Annotated in this window: 13 protein-coding genes and 2 pseudogenes; 10 read left to right on the top strand and 5 right to left on the bottom strand. The window is 61.4% G+C overall.

Annotated elements, in window-relative coordinates; all coding sequences use genetic code 11:
• Window positions 1–10: 10 nt before the first annotated feature.
• Window positions 11–1,813, top strand: a complete 1,803-nt coding sequence (locus tag CRO59_RS09460; RefSeq protein WP_097087049.1) for an acyl-CoA dehydrogenase — start codon at window positions 11–13, stop codon at window positions 1,811–1,813.
• 144 nt (window positions 1,814–1,957) lie between these two features.
• Here the strand turns inward: CRO59_RS09460 and CRO59_RS29255 are convergent, their stop codons facing one another.
• The 4 genes and pseudogenes from CRO59_RS29255 to CRO59_RS09445 all read right to left on the bottom strand — a co-directional run bounded on the left by CRO59_RS29255 (window position 1,958) and on the right by CRO59_RS09445 (window position 4,525).
• Window positions 1,958–2,689: a methyl-accepting chemotaxis protein gene (locus tag CRO59_RS29255; protein WP_371917814.1), complete on the bottom strand. Its 732-nt coding sequence runs from the start codon at window positions 2,687–2,689 to the stop codon at window positions 1,958–1,960.
• Window positions 2,690–2,824: 135 nt separating this feature from the next.
• A pseudogene (locus tag CRO59_RS29250) lies at window positions 2,825–3,850 on the bottom strand (cache domain-containing protein); the annotation flags it as partial.
• Window positions 3,851–3,995: 145 nt separating this feature from the next.
• Complete coding sequence (locus CRO59_RS09450) at window positions 3,996–4,298, bottom strand: cell division protein ZapA (protein WP_027611351.1); 303 nt, start codon at window positions 4,296–4,298, stop codon at window positions 3,996–3,998.
• The gene (locus tag CRO59_RS09445; RefSeq protein WP_003220969.1) at window positions 4,295–4,525 is read right to left on the bottom strand and encodes a hypothetical protein; all 231 of its coding nucleotides are present in this window, start codon (window positions 4,523–4,525) and stop codon (window positions 4,295–4,297) included. The genes CRO59_RS09450 and CRO59_RS09445 overlap by 4 nt, the downstream gene beginning before the upstream one ends.
• Before the next feature lie 248 nt (window positions 4,526–4,773).
• Between CRO59_RS09445 and CRO59_RS29245 the strand changes: the two are divergent.
• From CRO59_RS29245 to trxC, 6 genes and pseudogenes are all read left to right on the top strand, one after another.
• Window positions 4,774–5,526: pseudogene (locus CRO59_RS29245) on the top strand (MCP four helix bundle domain-containing protein); the annotation flags it as partial.
• A 30-nt stretch (window positions 5,527–5,556) separates the two neighbouring features.
• The gene (locus tag CRO59_RS29240; protein ID WP_371917813.1) at window positions 5,557–6,429 is read left to right on the top strand and encodes a methyl-accepting chemotaxis protein; all 873 of its coding nucleotides are present in this window, start codon (window positions 5,557–5,559) and stop codon (window positions 6,427–6,429) included.
• A 303-nt stretch (window positions 6,430–6,732) separates the two neighbouring features.
• Complete coding sequence (locus tag CRO59_RS09435) at window positions 6,733–8,475, top strand: potassium/proton antiporter (protein WP_095138054.1); 1,743 nt, start codon at window positions 6,733–6,735, stop codon at window positions 8,473–8,475.
• A gap of 34 nt (window positions 8,476–8,509) precedes the next feature.
• Entirely contained in the window at window positions 8,510–11,863 is a 3,354-nt protein-coding gene (gene mscK / locus CRO59_RS09430) for a mechanosensitive channel MscK (RefSeq protein ID WP_097087044.1), read from the top strand.
• A 48-nt stretch (window positions 11,864–11,911) separates the two neighbouring features.
• Entirely contained in the window at window positions 11,912–13,375 is a 1,464-nt protein-coding gene (gene selO / locus CRO59_RS09425) for a protein adenylyltransferase SelO (protein WP_097087042.1), read from the top strand.
• 80 nt (window positions 13,376–13,455) lie between these two features.
• The gene (trxC, locus tag CRO59_RS09420; protein ID WP_027611346.1) at window positions 13,456–13,890 is read left to right on the top strand and encodes a thioredoxin TrxC; all 435 of its coding nucleotides are present in this window, start codon (window positions 13,456–13,458) and stop codon (window positions 13,888–13,890) included.
• A gap of 131 nt (window positions 13,891–14,021) precedes the next feature.
• Here trxC and CRO59_RS09415 read toward each other — a convergent pair whose 3' ends face one another.
• On the bottom strand, window positions 14,022–14,792 hold the full coding sequence (locus tag CRO59_RS09415; protein ID WP_027611345.1) for a ParA family protein: 771 nt from the start codon (window positions 14,790–14,792) through the stop codon (window positions 14,022–14,024).
• A gap of 361 nt (window positions 14,793–15,153) precedes the next feature.
• On the opposite strand from CRO59_RS09415, the gene CRO59_RS09410 reads away from it, so the two are divergent.
• The 3 genes from CRO59_RS09410 to CRO59_RS09400 are packed head-to-tail and all read left to right on the top strand — an operon-like array spanning window position 15,154 to window position 16,899.
• Window positions 15,154–15,873: a beta-ketoacyl synthase chain length factor gene (locus tag CRO59_RS09410; protein WP_027611344.1), complete on the top strand. Its 720-nt coding sequence runs from the start codon at window positions 15,154–15,156 to the stop codon at window positions 15,871–15,873.
• Window positions 15,849–16,658: a 1-acyl-sn-glycerol-3-phosphate acyltransferase gene (locus CRO59_RS09405; protein WP_027611343.1), complete on the top strand. Its 810-nt coding sequence runs from the start codon at window positions 15,849–15,851 to the stop codon at window positions 16,656–16,658. The genes CRO59_RS09410 and CRO59_RS09405 overlap by 25 nt, the downstream gene beginning before the upstream one ends.
• Window positions 16,639–16,899 (top strand): phosphopantetheine-binding protein, encoded by a 261-nt coding sequence (locus CRO59_RS09400; protein WP_007967290.1) that lies wholly within the window; start codon window positions 16,639–16,641, stop codon window positions 16,897–16,899. The genes CRO59_RS09405 and CRO59_RS09400 overlap by 20 nt, the downstream gene beginning before the upstream one ends.
• Window positions 16,900–16,902: the final 3 nt, after the last annotated feature.

Genomic DNA, 16,902 nt, shown 5'->3' with positions numbered 1-16,902 from the left:
GTAGGCCGCCATGTCCGAGACGCTGCTCAGTTCCCGCAATCTGGCTTTCGAGCTGTACGAAGTCCTCGATGCCGAGGGCCTGACCCGGCGTGAGCGCTTCGTCGAACACAACCGCGAGACCTTCGACGCGGCCATCGGCACCGCGCGCAGCATCGCCGAGAAATACTTCGCACCGCACAACCGCAAGGGCGACGAGAACGAGCCGCGCTACGAGAGCGGTCAGGCGATGCTGATTCCCGAAGTGAAACCGGCGGTGGACGCGTTCCTCGAGGCCGGCTTCCTCAATGCCGCGCGAAGCTTCGAAGCCGGCGGCATGCAACTGCCGACACTGTTGTCGCAAGCCTGCTTTGCGCACTTTCAAGCGGCGAACGCGGCGACTACTTCCTACCCGTTCCTGACCATGGGCGCGGCCAATCTGATCGAAAGCTTTGGCACCGACGAGCAGAAACAGCGATTCCTGCAACCAATGATCGACGGCCGTTTCTTCGGCACCATGGCCCTGACCGAACCGCACGCCGGTTCCTCGCTGTCGGATATTCGTACCCGCGCCGAGCCGGCGTCTGACGGCACCTATCGCCTGAAGGGCAACAAGATCTTCATTTCCGGCGGCGATCATCCGCTGTCGGAAAACATCGTGCACATGGTCCTGGCCAAGCTGCCGGACGCGCCGCCGGGGGTGAAGGGCATTTCGCTGTTCATCGTGCCGAAGTTTCTGGTCAACGCTGACGGCAGCCTCGGCCAGCGCAATGATGTGCTGCTGGCCGGGCTGTTCCACAAGATGGGCTGGCGCGGCACCACTTCCACCGCGCTGAACTTCGGCGATAACGGCGAGTGCGTCGGCTATCTGGTGGGCAAGCCGCACCATGGCTTGAGCTACATGTTCCAGATGATGAACGAGGCGCGGATCGGCGTCGGCATGGGCGCGGTGATGCTCGGTTACGCCGGCTACCTATATTCGCTGGAATACGCCCGCGAACGCCCGCAAGGCCGAGTGCCGGACAGCAAGGATCCGACCACGGCGCCAGTGGCGATCATTCAGCACGCCGATGTCAGACGCATGCTGCTGACGCAAAAGTCCTACGTCGAAGGGGCCTTTGACCTTGGCCTGTACGCGGCGCGGCTGTTCGATGACACCACCACGCTGGAAACCGAAGCCGAGCGCAAACAGGCCCACGAGCTGCTGGACTTGCTGACGCCGATCGTCAAATCCTGGCCGTCGGAGTTCTGCCTGAAGGCCAACGAACTGGCGATCCAGATCCTCGGCGGTCACGGCTACACCCGCGAATACCCGGTGGAACAGTACTACCGCGATAACCGCCTGAACCCGATCCACGAAGGCACTCACGGCATTCAGTCGCTGGACTTGCTCGGGCGCAAACTGGCGCAGAACGGCGGCGCCGGATTGAAGCAACTGATCCGTCTGATCGCCAACACCGCCGAGCGCGCGACAGCGTACGAATCGTTGACCGCACTGCGTGAGCCACTGGAGCAATTGGTGGCTCGCCTGCAAACAGTCACCATCGGCCTGCTGACCGATCTGGCGCAGGGCAAGGTCAACAGCAGCCTGGCGAATTCGGCGCTGTACCTGAGGGTGTTCGGGCACACGGTGATTGGCTGGCGCTGGCTGGAGCAGGCGATTCGGGCTGAGGAAGGCTTGGCCAAAGGCAATGCGGCGGATGCTGACTTCTATAAGGGCAAGCTACAGGCGGCGCGGTATTTCCTGACGTGGGAAGTGCCGGGCTGTCACCATGAGCTGGCGTTGCTGGAGGCGCGGGATGATACGTGTCTGGCGATGCAGGATGCGTGGTTTTGATCCAGGAGCTTTTTAGCGGCTGAAACCATTCGCGAGCAGGCTCGCTCCCACAGGTATTGAGGTGATCACGGCTTATGTGAACACACCGGAGCCAATGTGGGAGCGAGCCTGCTCGCGAAGGCATCAGCCCAGGCTACGCATCAATCAGCTCAACTTGAACCCACCCATCTGCCTTGCCAGATCATCCGCCAACCGCTGCAACATCTGACAATCCTCGCGACACGCCCGCACCTCGCCCGCCGTCGCCCGGGCCAGATCGGAAATCCCCTGCACGTTGCGATTGATCTCTTCAGTCACCGCCGACTGTTCTTCCGTCGCGGTCGCAACCTGATGGTTCATGTCACTGATGCGTTCGACCTGCCCGGTAATCGCGGTCAGGGAGGCGCCTGTACGCTGGCTCGACTCAACCCCGGTGCCGGTCGCCGCCTGCCCGGTGCGCATCGATGACACGGCATTCTCTGCGCCTTGTTTGAGGCTGCCGATCATCTGCTGGATTTCGTCGGTAGACGCCTGAGTCCTGCGCGCCAAGGTGCGCACTTCATCCGCCACTACCGCAAACCCGCGCCCCATATCTCCGGCGCGCGCCGCTTCAATCGCCGCGTTGAGCGCCAGCAGATTGGTCTGCTCGGACACCCCGCGAATTACCGCCAGCACCGAGTCGATCGACGCCACCTGTTGTGCCAGCTCACCCACCGCGCCCGCCGCTACGCCAATCTCGTCGGACATGCTTTCAATATGGCGGATCGAGCCACCGACTACTTCCCGCGCCTGCATTGCTTCATCGCGAGCAGTCTGTGAAGCCAGCGCGGCGTTGCCGGCGTTCTGCGCGATTTCCTGAACGGTCAGGCCCATCTCGTGCACCGCCGTGGCGACCATGTCGGTCATTTCCTGCTGGCGCCCGGAGCGTTCGGCGGTGTTTTCCACCACTTTCGCCACTTGGCCGACTGCTGTGCGCAGACGCTCGCTGGTGGTCAGCACTTCGCCGATCAGCCCGCGCTGGCTGTCGAGAAAACGATTGAAGCCGCGCGCGAGATCGCCCAGCTCATCGGCGCGGCTGGAATCTAACCGATGGGTCAAATCTCCACCGCCGCTACCGATCGCTACCAGCGCGGCTGTTACCTGACGAATCGGTCGCACCAACCCTTGGGCCAGCCACACCACCAGCGCCAGGCACACCAGTGCCACCGCCAGACCGATGCCGCCGCTCATCCACATCGCCTTGCGGGCTTCGGCGTAGATCTGCGCTTGCGGCACTTCGGCCACCAGCGTCCAGCCCAGATCGCGCAGCGGCAGGCTGAAGGCGAGGAAGTCTTCGCCATCGCGCTGGAAGGAGCTGTTGGTGGCAACTTTTTGACCCATGACCGCTTGCGCCGCCGACGCACCGATCTGCTCCGTGAGGGTGCGCTTGCCACTGAACTGCGCTTCGGGATGGACCTGGATCAAACCGTCGGAACGCACGAGATAGACCTTGCCGCGCTCGCCAAAGCTGAAGTTGTGGATCAACTCCGACAGCTCTTTCATGCTTAGGCCGAGTCCCGCGACGCCGACCACTTTGCCGGCCTGCTCGACCTTCAAGTCGATGAACAGTGCCAATTCTCCGGTGGCGCCATCGTTGTCGATGTTCAGGGTGCGCGGCTGATGGCTGTCGAGGAAGGAATAAAACCAGGCATCGGCCGGCTTGGCCCTGCTGAGGGTGCGGTCGAGGCCCTTTTCAGTGATGTAGTGATTGGAATCGGTGCCGATGATCAGTGCTGTGAAGGCTTTATGTTCGGCGCGGATGCCCTCCAGATACTGCGCGAAGGCCGCTGTTTTGCTGCTGTCTTCACCCGACGCCAACCAGTCGCGCACCATGGAATTGCTGGCGATGTCTTTGGCGGCGGTCAGCGGCTGGACGAGGATGCGTTCGATGTCGTTGCGCGTCGCTTCGATGCTTGACGGCAGCGCTTGCTCGACCAGATAGCTCTGGGCGAGGCGGTTAACCACCAGGGTATAAATGCCAACCACGATCAGGATGCTGACCAGCAGGGCGGTGCCCATGCTGAGAATCAGCTGCCATTGAATACTGCGTCGCCACAACTGCATGGAGCACCCCCAAAGAATAAGTGGCCGAAACAATGCAACAGCCGTGCCGATTGTATACAACCTGTATCGACAATTTATTCTTTGGTTGTGCGCAACCCCATCAGCCCTGATTGATGGTCTTGGCGATGGTGTCGACCGTGGCGCTGACTTGCTCTTGGTAACGGTCGAGTTCTGCCTGATGCTGCTTCTTCATTTCGATCTGCTGCGAGCACAGGTTCATCGCTGCCAGCACCAGCAAGCGGTCACCGATCAGCGTCGGGTATTTGCGTTTGGTGTCGGCCAGGGCGGCCTTGAGCATCAGTGCGGCATCCAACAGGGTCTGTTCTTCCCCGGCCGGTGCCTTGATCGAATAGTCCTCCCCGAGAATGGAGATGACTTTTACCCCTGCAGTGCCGTGGTTCATGCGCTGACAGGGCCTGCGTTGACGCGATCAACCAGAGCCTGGATGCGCGCTGCGGTGGCGCCGTGCTTCTCTTCCTGTTCCATCAGGCTCAGTTGCAGGCTTTCGTTTTCATCCTTGGCCTGGGCCAGTTCCGTGGACAGGGTCTGGTTGGTTTGCGTGAGGGTCTGGTTCTGTTGCACCAGGTCGCTGACGAGCTGTTCCAATTGGCTGAGGGATGCTTCCAACATTTTGATCTTCCAGGCGTTTTTCAAAGGGCGCGTACGATAAAGAAAAGTCACTGCGGATGCCAGGGTTATACCGGCGCAAGGCCTTGATTTTCCTGGCGGCCGACCGTTCTCGCGAGTTTAAAAGACTGTGATCTGCCGATCTGGTTCCTGCACTTCGTCGCTCAGGCCCATATGCGACAAATACGCACAGTGCCTCAAGACTTTAGTCGTATGACCGATAAGTCATCCATACAGCAGTCTCAGCCCGCATGGATGCGGCCCTTTTTGGTATCCGCGCCATGTCCCTTCGCAATATGAATATCGCCCCCCGGGCGTTCACCGGCTTCGCCCTGATCGGCGGCCTGATGCTGATTCTCGGCGTGTTTGCCCTGAACCAGATGAGCAAAATCCGTGGCGCTGCCGAGGACATCACGTCCAGCAGCGTGCCGAGCATCAAGAACCTCGACGAGTTCACCCAACTGACCTTGCGCCTGCGGGTGCTGTCCTACCGCTTGCTGGTCAACCGCGAGCCGGACGTACAGCAGAAGACCATGGAACTGCTGGACACCCGCAACCAGCAGATCCGCGCCGCCCAAACGGCCTATGAGCCGTTGATCAGCGGCCCGCAGGAACGCGCGGCCTACGATCAATATGTGCAGTTGCTCGGCCAGTACCGCCAGATCGAAGACCGGATGAAGAGCCTGTCGCGCAACAATCAGGTGGATGAGCTGCGCAACCTGCTCAACACCGAGTTGCTGAACAACTCCGAAGCGATGAACACCGTGCTCAACCGCCTGATGCAGATCAACGGCGAGCAGATCAGCCAGACCAATCAAGAGGCGGTCGACCAGTATTCCTCGGCGTTCAATCTGGTGGTCACCCTGCTGGTCGTGGCGACCGGCCTGACCTTCCTGTTCGCCTGGCTGCTGACCATCAGCATCACCAAGCCGATTTCCAAAGCGCTGGACGCGGCGGAAACCATCGCCGAAGGCAACCTGACCCAGCCGATCCACGTCGACGGCACCGACGAAGCCGGGCGTCTGCTGGCGGCCATGGCCAAGATGCAATCGAAGCTGCGCGACACCTTGCAGCGCATCTCCGGCTCGGCCACCCAGCTGGCTTCCGCTGCCGAAGAGCTGAACAGCGTCACCGACGAAAGCGCCCGTGGCCTGACCCAGCAGAACAACGAAATCGAGCAGGCCGCCACCGCCGTCAACGAGATGACCAGCGCCGTGGAAGAAGTCGCGCGCAATGCGGTGAGCACTTCGGAAGCCTCGAAGAACGCCACCACTTCGGCGGGCGACGGCCGTGACCTGGTACAGGAAACCGTCAGCGCCATCGAACGCATGAGCGCCGACGTACAGAGCACCGCGACCCTGATCGGTGATCTGGCGAATGAATCCCGTGACATCGGCAAGGTGCTGGACGTGATTCGTGGTCTGGCGGATCAGACCAACCTGTTGGCCCTGAACGCGGCGATCGAAGCGGCGCGTGCCGGTGAAGCCGGTCGCGGTTTTGCCGTGGTGGCGGACGAAGTCCGTGCGCTGGCGCATCGCACCCAGCAGTCGACCAGCGAAATCGAACGCATGATCGGCAGCATCCAGAGTGGCACCGAACACGCCGTGGATTCGATGCGCAACAGCACCGAGCGCGCCGAATCGACGCTGAACATCGCGCGGGGTGCCGGGATGTCGCTGGACACCATCAATACCGCCATCGTCGAAATCAACGAGCGCAATCTGGTGATCGCCAGCGCCGCTGAAGAACAGGCACAAGTGGCCCGCGAAGTGGATCGCAACCTGGTGAACATCCGCGACCTGTCGGTGCAATCGGCTACCGGCGCGAATCAGACCAGTGCGGCGAGCAACGAGCTGTCGCGCCTGGCGCTGGATCTGAACAATATGGTTGGGCGGTTCAGCCTGTAAGGCCCACTTCGCCATATCGGGAGCAATCCATTGTGGCGAGGGGATTCATCCCCGATCGGCTGCGAAGCAGTCGTAAAACCATCGTGCGAGGTGTATCTGATGCACCTCGCATTCAGCGTTTAGGGCGGCTTCGCCACCCATCGGGGATAAATCCCCTCACCACAGTTTTCATTCGGTGCCCATTCAATGTGATGCCCACGTAAAAAGCTTTTTGACAGCATCACATTTCAACAGGTTAGAATCGCTGGCACGCAGACTGCATGGTCAGTTTGTGCCCGTCTTTACGCTTCTGGAGTACTGCCTTTGAATGCGACGACCATCAACAGCCTGTTCTTGATCGGCGCGTTGCTGGTAGGTGCGAGCATTCTTGTCAGCTCACTTTCCTCCCGTCTCGGCATCCCGATTCTGGTCATTATTCTTGCGGTCGGCATGGCCGCCGGGGTCGATGGCGGCGGGATCATTTTCGATAACTACCCGACGGCCTATCTGGTCGGCAACCTCGCACTGGCGGTGATCCTCCTCGACGGCGGCTTGCGCACACGGGTCTCGAGTTTCCGCGTGGCCCTGTGGCCGGCGTTGTCGCTGGCGACGGTCGGGGTGTTGATCACCACCGGGCTGACCGGTATGGCCGCGGCATGGTTGTTCGACCTGAACCTGATCCAGGGCCTGCTGATCGGCGCCATCGTCGGCTCCACGGACGCCGCCGCAGTGTTCTCGCTGCTCGGCGGCAAGGGCCTCAACGAACGGGTGACCGCCAGCCTGGAAATCGAATCCGGCAGCAACGACCCGATGGCGGTGTTTCTCACCGTGACCCTGATCGACATGCTCGCCAGCGGCCAGACCGGCCTGCACTGGAGCCTGTTGACCCACCTGATCCGCGAATTCGGCATCGGCGGCGTGATCGGCCTTGGCGGTGGCTGGCTGATGCTGCAACTGGTCAACCGGATCAACCTCGCCACCGGCCTGTACCCGATTCTGGTGATCGCCGGCGGTCTGGTGGTGTTCGCCCTGACTAACGCCCTGCACGGTAGCGGCTTCCTCGCGGTGTACCTGTGCGGTCTGGTGATCGGCAACCGCCCGGTGCGCAGCCGTCACGGCATTCTGCACATGCTCGATGGCATGGCGTGGCTGGCGCAGATCGGCATGTTCCTCGTGCTGGGGTTGCTGGTTACCCCGCACGATTTGCTGCCGATCGCCCTGCCCGCTCTGGGTCTGGCGCTGTGGATGATTCTGTTCGCCCGGCCGCTGTCGGTGCTGGTCGGTCTGCTGCCGTTCAAGGCATTCCACGGCCGCGAGAAAGCGTTTATTTCCTGGGTCGGGTTGCGCGGCGCGGTACCGATCATTCTCGCGGTGTTCCCGCTGATGGCCGGGTTGCCGAATGCGCAGCTGTATTTCAACCTCGCGTTCTTCATTGTGCTGGTGTCGCTGCTGGTGCAGGGCACGAGCCTGCCGTGGGTGGCCAAACTGTTGAAGGTGACGGTCCCGCCCGAGCCGGCGCCGATTTCCCGTTCGGCACTGGAAGTGCACATCACCAGCGAGTGGGAGCTGTTCGTTTACAAGCTCGGCGCCGAGAAATGGTGCATCGGTTCGCCCTTGCGCGAGCTGAAAATGCCCGAAGGCACCCGCATCGCCGCCCTGTTTCGTGGCCAGCAACTGCTCCATCCGTCGGGTAGTACGGTGCTGGAAGTCGATGATTTACTGTGTGTTATCGGCCATGAACACAACTTGCCAGCGCTCGGAAAACTGTTCAGCCAGGCACCGCAACGCGGCCTCGATCTGCGCTTCTTCGGCGACTTCGTGCTCGAAGGAGACGCCCAGCTTAAAGCGGTTGCCGCGCTATATGGCCTACCGGCCGAAGGCATCGATCCGGACATGACCCTGGGTGCGTTCATTGCCCAAAAGGTCGGGGGGGCACCGATCGTTGGCGACCAGGTGGAGTGGAACAACACTCACTGGACGGTCGCGGTCATGGACGGGAACAAGATCGGCAAAGTGGGCGTCAGATTCCCCGAAGGAAGTCGCCCGGGCCCCGGTCTCTTCCTCTAAACTGCGTCCACTCTCACTTGCTTGACCGGTCTCTATGCCTACCCTGCGCTCTTTCTTTTTCGCGGCCCTGCTGGGCCTGAGTCTTTCCGTCGGCCCGCTCTACGCCGCCGAACCGCCGTCCAGCGAAGCCGTGCAGGCCAGCCTGGACAAGCTGGCCGACAGCAAACTGCCGGATGCCGACAAAAAGAGCCTGCAGACGGTCCTGCAAACCACGCTCAATCAACTCAACAGCCGGCGTGATTACGACCAGAAGCTGATCGACCTCAAGCAGCAACTGGCCTCCGCCCCGCGGCAGACCATCGAGAACACCCGCGAACTGACGCGCCTCAAGGCCACGCCAGTGGTGCCGGTGGCGCAGCGCTTCACCAAAGAGTCGATCCAGCAATTGGAGCAGATCCTCACCGATCGCTCGACCCAGCAGAGCGACCTGCAAAAGGCCCTGGCCGATGCCAACAGCCTGATCATCACTGCCCAGACCCGTCCCGAGCGGGCGCAGGCAGAAATCTCTGCCAGCCAGACGCGCATCCAGCAGATCAACAACATCCTCAAGTCCGGCAAGGACGCGGGCAAGACCGTCAGCGCCGAGCAGCGCGACCAGTTGAACGCCGAGCTCGCCGCGTTGAACTCACTGATTCCGCTGCGCCGCCAGGAACTGGCGGGCAACAGCCAGCTGCAGGATCTGGGCAACAGTCAGCACGACCTGCTCTCGGAGAAATCCGACCGTCTCGATCGCGAGATCCAGGAACTGCAGACTCTGATCAACCAGAAGCGTCTGGCGCAATCTCAGGAAACTGTCACTCAGCAGTCGATCGAGGCGCAGAAGGCCGGCGGCAGCAGCCTGCTCGCCACCGAAAGTGCGGCCAACCTCAAGCTCTCCGACTACCTGCTCAAAAGCACCGACCGACTCAACGAAGTCACTCAACAGAACCTGCAGACCAAACAGCAACTCGACAGCCTGACCCAAAGCGATTCGGCCCTCGACGAGCAGATCAACGTGCTCAAGGGCAGTCTGCTGCTGTCGAAGATTCTCTATAAGCAGAAACAGGCGCTGCCGCGACTCAAGGTCGACCGCGATCTGGCGGATCAGATCGCCGACATTCGCCTGTATCAATTCGAAGTCAGCCAGCAGCGTGAACTCCTGAGCAATCCGGCGACCTACGTCGACAATCTGCTCTCCACCCAGCCGCCGGAACAAGTCACCCCGCAACTGCGCAAGAGCCTGATGGAACTGGCCAACACCCGCGCCGACCTGCTGGAGCGCCTGAACCGCGAACTGAGCGCGGTGCTCAACGAATCGATCACTCTGCAACTCAACCAGAAACAACTGCTGAGCACTGCTCAAAGCCTGCGTGCGACTCTCGACGAGCAGATGTTCTGGATCCCCAGCAACAAGCCGCTGGACGCGGAATGGATTCGCGGCGTGCCAGAGCGGCTCAAGCGCCAGATCGACACCCTGCCGCTGGCCTCAAGCCTGAGCGAGCTGACCGACGGCCTGACCCAGCGCCCGCTGTTGTTCCTGCCGCTGGCCTTGCTGATCGGCGCTCTGCTGTGGCGGCGCAAGGCGCTTTATGCGCGCCTGAACAAGGTTCACCAGGACATCGGGCACTTCAAGCGTGACAGCCAGTGGCATACGCCCCAGGCGATTCTGATCAATATTCTGCTGGCGATGCCGGTAGCGCTGGGCCTGGGCCTGTGCGGCCTGGCCTTGCAGATCGACGCCCGCGGGCAAAACGCCAACATGGGCGCGGCGTTGCTGCAGATGGGCCAGGCGTGGCTGGTGTTCTACACCGCTTACCGGATTCTCTCGCCGGGCGGCGTGGCGGAGTTGCACTTCCGCTGGGACAAACCGCAGGTCGAGTTCCTTCAGGGCTGGATCCGTCGCCTCGGGCTGGTGGTGATGGCGCTGGTGACCGTGGTGGCGGTGGCCGAATTGCAACCGGCAGCGCTGGCTGACGACGTGCTCGGCATGCCGGTGGTATTGACCTGCTACGCCCTGATGGCGTGGCTGCTCAGCCGTCTGCTGATCAGCAGTCCGGCCCACGAAAACACCTCATTGTTCCGCAGGGCCGTGGGCGTGATGTTCACCCTGCTACCAATCGCCCTGTTCGTCGCGGTGTGCTTCGGCTACTACTACACCGCGCTGAAACTCAGCGACCGGTTGATCAACACCCTGTACCTGCTGATGTTCTGGCTGGTGATCGAGGCTACCTTCGTCCGTGGTCTGGCGGTCGCCGCACGCCGCCTGGCCTACCAGCGCGCCCTGGCCAAACGTCAGGCGGCGAAAGAAGCAGGCGACGGCGAAGCAGTCATCGAAGAGCCGACCCTGGACATCGAAAAGGTCAACGAACAGTCGCTGCGCCTGATCCGCCTGGCACTGCTCGGCGGTTTCATCGCCGCGCTGTACTGGGTCTGGGCCGACCTGATCTCGGTGTTCTCGTACCTCGACAACATCACCCTCTACGAATACACCAGCGGCACTGGCGCCAACATGAGCATGGTGCCGATCAGCATCGGCGACATGCTCGGCGCGCTGATCATCATCGGCATCACCTTCGCCCTCGCCCGCAACCTGCCGGGTCTGCTCGAAGTGTTCGTGCTATCGAAACTCAATCTGGCGCAGGGCAGCGCCTATGCGACCACGACGCTGCTGTCTTACGTGATCGCCGGTGTCGGTTTTGTCTCGACCCTGTCGACCCTCGGCGTCAGCTGGGACAAGTTGCAATGGCTGGTGGCGGCGCTGTCGGTCGGCCTCGGTTTCGGTATGCAGGAGATCTTCGCCAACTTCATCTCCGGCATCATGATCCTGTTCGAGCGTCCGGTGCGGATCGGCGACACCATCACCATCGGCAACCTGTCGGGCACGGTGAGCAAGATCCGCATCCGCGCCACGACCATCACCGACTTCGACCGCAAGGACATCATTGTCCCGAACAAGACGTTCATCACCGGGCAACTGATCAACTGGTCGCTGACCGACACCATCACCCGCGTCACCTTGAAGCTGGGCGTGGACTACGGCTCCGACCTGGATCTGGTCAAGGAACTGCTGCTCAAGGCCGCCCGGGAAAACCCGCGCGTGCTCAAAGAGCCCGAGCCGCACGTGTACTTCCTCAACTTCGGCGAAAGCACCCTCGACCACGAATTGCGCATGCACGTGCGTGACCTCGGTGACCGCAACCCGGTGATCGACGAAGTGAACCGCTTCATCAATCGCGAGTTCAAGAAGCAGCACATCAACATCTCGTTCCGCCAGATGGAGGTGTACCTGAAAAACCTTCATGGCCAGGAATACAAGTTGGTGCCGATCGAGGACGAGAACAAAACCATCGTGCCGATTGGCGCCGAGCAAAAGCCGCTGCAAGAGCCGCCGCCGGCCAAACTCGACTAACCGGTCTGATCCCAGCAGAATGTTCGGACATTCTGCTGGAGCCGGCCCTTGAAAGCCCTCGACGAACTGACCTTCGACAATCGCTTCGCCCGCCTCGGCGATGCGTTCTCCGCCCACGTGCTGCCCGAGCCGATCGACAACCCGCGTTTGGTCGTCGCCAGCCCGGCGGCCCTGGCCTTGCTCGATCTTGATCCGGCAACCGCTGAGACTCAGGAATTTGCTGAACTGTTCGGCGGCTACAAGTTGTGGGCCGATGCCGAACCACGAGCGATGGTCTATTCCGGGCATCAGTTCGGCGGCTACACGCCACAACTGGGTGATGGTCGCGGGCTGTTGCTTGGCGAGGTCTACAACAACGCCGGCGAACACTGGGACCTGCATCTGAAGGGCGCCGGGCAGACGCCGTTTTCGCGCATGGGCGATGGCCGCGCGGTGTTGCGTTCGTCGATCCGCGAATTCCTTGCCTCCGAAGCGCTGCACGCGCTGAACATCCCGTCTTCACGTGCCGCCTGCGTGATTGGCTCCGACACTCCGGTGTGGCGCGAAAAGCAGGAACGCGCGGCGATGGTGCTGCGTCTGGCGCCAAGCCATGTGCGCTTCGGCCACTTCGAATACTTCTACTACACCAAGCGTCCCGAGCAGCAGAAATTGCTCGGCGAACACGTATTGGCGATGCACTATCCCGAGTGCCTGGAGCAACCGGAACCGTATCTGGCGATGTTCCGCGAGATCGTCGAGCGCAATGCCGAACTGATCGCCAAGTGGCAGGCCTACGGCTTCTGTCACGGGGTGATGAACACCGACAACATGTCGATCCTCGGCATCACCTTCGACTTCGGCCCGTTCGCCTTCCTCGACGATTTCGACGCCAACTTCATCTGCAACCACTCGGATGATCAGGGCCGCTACTCGTTCAGCAACCAGGTGCCGATCGGCCAGTGGAACCTCAGCGCTCTGGCCCAGGCTCTGACGCCGTTCATCAGCGTCGAAGCCCTGCGCGAAACCCTCGGCCTGTACCTGCCGCTGTTCCAGGCGCACTACCTCGACCTGATGCGCCGCCGCCTCGGTTTCACCAGCGCCGAGGATGACGACCAGAAACTGCTCGAAGACCTGTTGCAACTGATGCAGAACAGCGGCGTCGACTACACCTTGTTCTTCCGCCATCTCGGTGAGGAGTCCGCAGAACAGGCTGTCGCCCGCTTGCGCGATGACTTCGTCGACATCAAAGGCTTCGATGCCTGGGGCGAGCGCTACGTGGCACGGGTTGCCCGCGATGGCGACAGCGATCAGGAACAGCGCCGTGCACGGATGCACGCGGTCAATCCGCTGTACATCCTGCGCAACTATCTGGCGCAAAAAGCCATCGACGCCGCCGAACAAGGCGACTACTCCGAAGTACGCCGCCTGCATGCGGTGCTGAGCAAACCGTTCGACGAGCAGCCGGGGATGGAAGGTTATGCCGAGCGGCCGCCAGAGTGGGGCAAGCATCTGGAGATCAGTTGTTCGTCTTGAGGCTCCGGATTCAACCTTGATAAACGCCTCGTACGACTCCAGATCAGTCGTACGAGATATCAACTTAAACCGAGCCCGTCATGACCACTCCACTCCTCATCCCCTGCCCCGCCTGCAACGGCCTCAACCGCATCCCCGCCGAACGTTTGGGCGATCAACCGAAATGCGGGCGCTGCAAGTCCGCGGTGCTGTTGAGCAAGCCGTTCGAACTCAAGCAAGGCGATTACGCCAGCCAGATCAAAGGGGATCTGCCGTTGTTGGTGGATGTGTGGGCGGACTGGTGTGGGCCGTGCAAGTCCTTTGCGCCGGTATTCGAGCAGGCGGCCGCGCAGTTGGCGGGCAAGTGCCGGTTGGCCAAGCTCGACAGCGAAGCCAATCAGCAGTTGTCGGCGCAGCTGGGGATTCGCTCGATTCCGAGTTTGATTCTGTTCAAGAACGGTCGGGAAGTGGCGCGCCAGAGCGGGGCGTTTCCGTTGCCGCAGTTGATGGCGTGGCTGCGTAGCCAGGGCATCTGATCCTCCGGAGGACCCAATGTGGGAGCGAGCCTGCTCGCGAACGCGCCCGTTCAGTCAACAGAGATGTTGAACGTGCTGGCCTCTTCGCGAGCAGGCTCGCTCCCACAGGAGAGTGGAGTGAAATCCGGAAATCAGTGGTCTTCGAGCAGGTTGTGCAGTTCGACGAACTGCTGCGTCAGCTTGTGCCGCGGGTCGAGGTGGATCAGCGGGGTGCTGGCCTGGTGCGACTCGCGCATGCGCACCGAGCTGCTCAAGTACACCGGCAGCACCGGCAAACCTTCAGCGATCAACTCATCAAGCATCTGCTGCGGCAGGCTGGCCCGGGCCTGGAACTGGTTGACCACGATGCCTTCGACTTCCAGACCTTCGTTGTGGTCCTCCTTCAACTCTCCGATCTCCGCCAGCAGGCCGTACAGCGCCTGCCGCGAGAAGCTGTCGCAATCGAAGGGAATCAATACCCGATCGGCGGCGATCAACGCCGACACTGCATAGAAGTTCAATGCTGGCGGGGTATCGAGATAAATCCGGTCGTATTCGCCATCTAGCTCATCGAGCAATTTGCGCAGCTTGTTGATCTTGTGCTTGGCCTCGAGCTTGGGCTGCAGGTCGGCCAGCTCAGCGGTAGCGGTGATGATGTGCAGGTTGTCGAACGGGGTTTCGTAGATGTCGGCCTGGTTTTTCTTCGAGAACGGCCCGGAAGACAGGGTCTGCTTGAAGAAGTCGGCAATGCCCATCGGTATGTCATCGCCGGTGAGCCCCGTCAGGTACTGAGTGGAGTTGGCCTGGGCATCGAGGTCGACCAACAGCGTGCGATAGCCCTCGCTGGCACTCACCGCCGCCAGATTGCAGGCAATGCTGGATTTGCCCACGCCACCTTTCTGATTGAACACCACGCGCCGCATGACAAAACCTCCGTGTATCAAAGAATGACCGAGTGTAGTTGCCTGTGCGTGCGCTTCGCTACCTTCAACGACGCGGACTGCAGAGTCAGGCGCAAAAATCAGCGGGCACAGCGGGCAAAAACCTCCCGAGTGCGCTGATATGCCCGACAGACAAATCCCGCACGATCCGGATAATGGCCAAATGACATTTTCTCCACGAACCACTCGGTACATTTCGTTGCGTAAAACGTAACCAACATTTGCTACACACTCGTCGCACCGGGATAATGCGCGCCACCCGGCGCCATGCGCCACCTCAGGTCAGCCGCGGCCCTGGCGACTCAAAGCGTCATAAAAGCCCGCAGGGGCGGGATGAACATCCGTGATCAACTTCAACATCGCCCAATGGCGCGCGTGGGCCCCGGGGCTCGACAGCGTGGACGCGTGGCAGGCCTGGAGCCGACAACCGGTCGTACTCCCGAGCAGCGATGCCGCGCCCGATGTGTCGTTTCTGCCAGCCATGCAGCGCCGACGCCTCAGCCGTCTGGCGCGGATGGCGTTCAGCGTCGGCTGGCCGCTGGCCGACGGACGGGAGAACCTGCCGCTGGTGTTTGTTTCACGACACGGCGAAACCCCGCGCACCTTCGAGATCCTCAGTGATCTGGCCAAGGACGAGCCGTTGTCGCCGACCCAGTTCAGCCTGTCGGTGCACAACGCGATCATTGGTCTGTGGTCGATCATGCGCGGTGAAAACAGCGAAATGACGGCCCTGGCGGCCGCAGGCGATGGCCTGGAACACGGCATCGTTGAAGCCTCCGCCCTGCTCGCTGAAGGCGCTCCCGCGGTGCTGCTGATCATCACCGAAGAACAGCCGCCACAGGCCTATTCGCAGTGGGTCGACGACGTGCCATTCCCTTATGCGCTGGGTCTGCTGCTCACCCCCGGTACCGACTGGCGGCTGACCCTGAACAGCGGCCAGGAAACAGTGTCCAAAGCGCACTGGCCCCACGCGCTGAATCTGTTGCGCGCCCTGCTCGGTCAGCAAACCCATTGCCAACATGCCTGGAAAAATCGTGTATGGACCTGGCAACGCAACCCGTGACCGAGAAGAACCGCGACGCCTATTACTGGCGCTTGCTGGCCACCGCCGCCAGTTTCACCCTGTTCGGGCTCGGCGGGTTGTGCCTGCGCTTGCTGGTATTTCCGCTGCTCGGCTGTCTGCCGGGTGACGCGCTCAGGCATCGTCAACGCGCGCGGCAAACCGTCAGTCGGCTGTTCTGGTTTTTCGTGCGGTTCATGGCCCGCACCGGTGTGCTGACTTATGACATTCAAGGGGCCGAACGCCTCGGGCGTCCAGGGCAGATGATCATCGCCAACCACCCGTCGCTGATCGACGTGGTGTTCCTGATCGGCCTGGTGCGCCAGGCCAATTGCGTGGTGAAGAAAAGCCTGTGGGAAAACCCCTTCACCCGCGGCCCGCTGCGCAGTACCGAATACATCAGCAACGACGGCAGCATGGACATGCTCGACGCTGCCGCCGAGTCCCTGCAAAACGGCCAGACCCTGATCATTTTCCCCGAGGGCACGCGCACTCAACCGGGTCAGGCGCCAGCCTTTCATCGGGGGGCTGCAGCGATTGCCCTGCGCGGTGCGAAAATCCTTACGCCAGTGGTCATCAAGGTCAATCCGACCACCCTGACCAAGGCCGAACCCTGGTATCGCATCCCCCACCGCCGCGTGCACTTCAGTTTTCGTGTCGGGGCCGATATAGATCCACAGACTTTCGCCACGCAAGGCCCGGCACCGCAGGCCTCGCGCAAGCTCAATGATTATTTGCACTCTTACTACATTAAGGAGCTCGCCGAAGATGAGCGATCTGCACCGTGAAATAAAACTGCTGATCATCGACGCCCTGGGCCTCGAAGACATCAGCGTCGACGACATCGGCGACGAGCAGACGCTGTTCGGCGAAGGCCTGGGCCTGGATTCGGTCGACGCACTGGAACTGGGTCTGGCGATCCAGAAAAAGTACGGTATCAAGATCGACGCCGACGCCAAAGACACCCGTAACCACTTCACCAATGTGGCGAGCCTTGCGGCGTTCGTCACGGCAAAACAGGCAGCTTGAGAC

It is taken from the genome of Pseudomonas sp. LAMO17WK12:I5 (assembly GCF_900215165.1).
GTDB lineage: Bacteria > Pseudomonadota > Gammaproteobacteria > Pseudomonadales > Pseudomonadaceae > Aquipseudomonas > Aquipseudomonas putida_A.
Note: the sequence above shows the minus strand (reverse complement) of the source record. Positions and strands in the feature narration are given on the sequence as shown.